The sequence below is a fragment of the Nostoc sp. genome (assembly GCF_035638895.1).
Lineage (GTDB): Bacteria > Cyanobacteriota > Cyanobacteriia > Cyanobacteriales > Nostocaceae > Nostoc.
In genome coordinates this window covers 1-2016 of record NZ_DASQZC010000188.1, presented here as the reverse complement: position 1 = coordinate 2016, position 2016 = coordinate 1, and the positions used below count along the sequence as shown (strand labels likewise).

Here is a 2016-nt window from a genome sequence, read left to right as displayed (position 1 = left end):
GAAAGCGATCGCACTGCTAAAAGCCTTGTATCTTCATCTGCTAGAAGTTCAGTTAGTGAAGTAATCGCAACACTACCCATTTGCCCCAGTGCTGTAGCTGCGATCGCTTTAAGTTCTTGATCCTCATCGGTTTTCAACAATTCAACTAAGGGTGCGATCGCTTCTGGGTGCTGAAATTCGCCTAAAGTTCGTGCTGCATACCAGCGCAATTCTTCTTCTGCATCTTCGTCTTCTAATATCTCAATGAGTGGTGGGATGGCAATATTTCCCAAGCGAGTTAACATTTTGGTGATTTCCCAGCGTTGCTGAAAATCGCCCATCTCTAACATTGAAACCGTTAATTTTAGCAGATATTCTCGATTTTTAATTATCTCTGGATGTTCAGAATCTGTCCCTAAAATTAATTGTTGTAAATATTGAATTAGTGATGACCAATCAGCTGCATCGTATGCTGTCTGGGCTTGTACCAAAAGCTGGTTGATATTACTCACGATACCCTGAGTTGTATTGTTTAACTTGGCTTGACTAGAACTGAATTACCCTCAATTTTGACAGCGTAAGTTTTAAGCGCTTCTGTGGCTGGGCCTTTTTGCACTTTACCATCAATACCAAATTCTGAATCATGACAAGGACAGACAAATTTTTTTGTCTCAGCTTTCCATGCTACGGTGCAACCTGCGTGAGGACAGGTAGGGTTAACAGCAGTAAGATTTGCAGCCTTAGATGTGCCGACTAGCAACACAGGCCCAGCAGGTGAATTTTTCGCCAGCAATTGGCCAGTCTTATCTAATTCTGCCGAAGTGCCTACTGTTTGCCAATCCCTAGATACTGGGGTTGTTTGAGAAGAACAGGCTGCGATCGCTATAGGTAGAGAACTCGCTATCCCACCCAAACCTACCCAATTAATAAAATCACGACGTTTCATAGCTGCTGAAAAAATATCTAAGTTTTAGGTAATATCTGCCACTCAATTTTGGATTCAGAATTGATTTATGGCAATCTAAAATCCCTCTGATCGTTTCAAATGCTGATCGTTAAACGATTTGCGTAAGATATTGGTTGGCTTTGATGCAAAAAATGCATCTTTCTTATCCGTTTTAAGCAATTTTACTAAAAAACCGTAGCTATTTATACGATTTTAACAGAAAGATGCCTTTAAGTTATAAGTATCGAAATTGTTACATGAACATTATCTAAAGCTGCTTGACAAATTTCCAAGATATAAATAGTGACAAGTTTTCCTTAACTAATCACGGGTTTGGAGTTTCGCTTTGAATGCTCTGAAGTAAAAAAATCAACCGTAAGCAAATATTAAGTTTTTATTTCCTAACCCTCGTAGATACAACACCTAATGGAACTACGAGTTGATTGATATTGGGCAATTATCACCATATTCAGTAATTTAGACGAGAGTCAGATTATGACAGACACAGCAACTACCACTACTAACCTCAACAAGTTCGAGAAATTCAAGGCTCAAAAAGATGGACTCGCTATCAGGGATGAGATAGAGAAATTTGCCACCTTGGGGTGGGAAGCAATGGACGAGACTGATCGCGATCATCGGCTTAAGTGGGTGGGTGTGTTTTTCCGCCCAGTCACCCCAGGTAAGTTTATGATGCGGTTACGGATGCCTAACGGTATTCTCAGCAGCAGTCAGATGCGTGTTTTGGCCCAAGTAGTGCAACGTTACGGTGATGATGGTTGCGCTGATATTACTACGAGACAGAATATCCAATTACGGGGGATCAGAATTGAAGATTTACCAGATATCTTTAATAGATTTCACGCAGTTGGTTTAACTAGTATCCAGTCAGGGATGGATAATGTCCGCAACATCACAGGCGATCCTGTGGCGGGGTTGGATGCGGATGAGTTGTACGACACACGAGAGTTGGTACAGCAAATTCAAGATATGCTCACCAACAAAGGCGAAGGAAACCCAGAGTTTAGCAACTTACCACGGAAGTTTAATATTGCGATCGCAGGTGGACGAGACAATTCAGTTCATGCTGA

General features: G+C 41.3%; 2 protein-coding genes and 1 pseudogene. 1 reads left to right on the top strand and 2 read right to left on the bottom strand.

Features of this window, described 5'->3' with window-relative positions; all coding sequences use genetic code 11:
- Positions 1-494, bottom strand: a 494-nt coding sequence (locus tag VE944_RS09140; protein ID WP_324975479.1) for a HEAT repeat domain-containing protein, incomplete at its 3' end; no start/stop codon positions are given.
- Positions 495-511: 17 nt separating this feature from the next.
- Positions 512-925 (bottom strand): QcrA and Rieske domain-containing protein, encoded by a 414-nt coding sequence (locus VE944_RS09135; RefSeq protein ID WP_324975476.1) that lies wholly within the window; start codon positions 923-925, stop codon positions 512-514.
- A gap of 495 nt (positions 926-1420) precedes the next feature.
- On the opposite strand from VE944_RS09135, the pseudogene nirA reads away from it, so the two are divergent.
- Positions 1421-2016: pseudogene (nirA, locus tag VE944_RS09130) on the top strand (ferredoxin--nitrite reductase); the annotation flags it as partial.

Coding starts and splice junctions, on each gene's coding strand:
- VE944_RS09135 (WP_324975476.1), bottom strand. CDS start 925: ATGAAACGTCGTGATTTTATTAATTGGGTAGGTTTGGGTGGGATAGCG.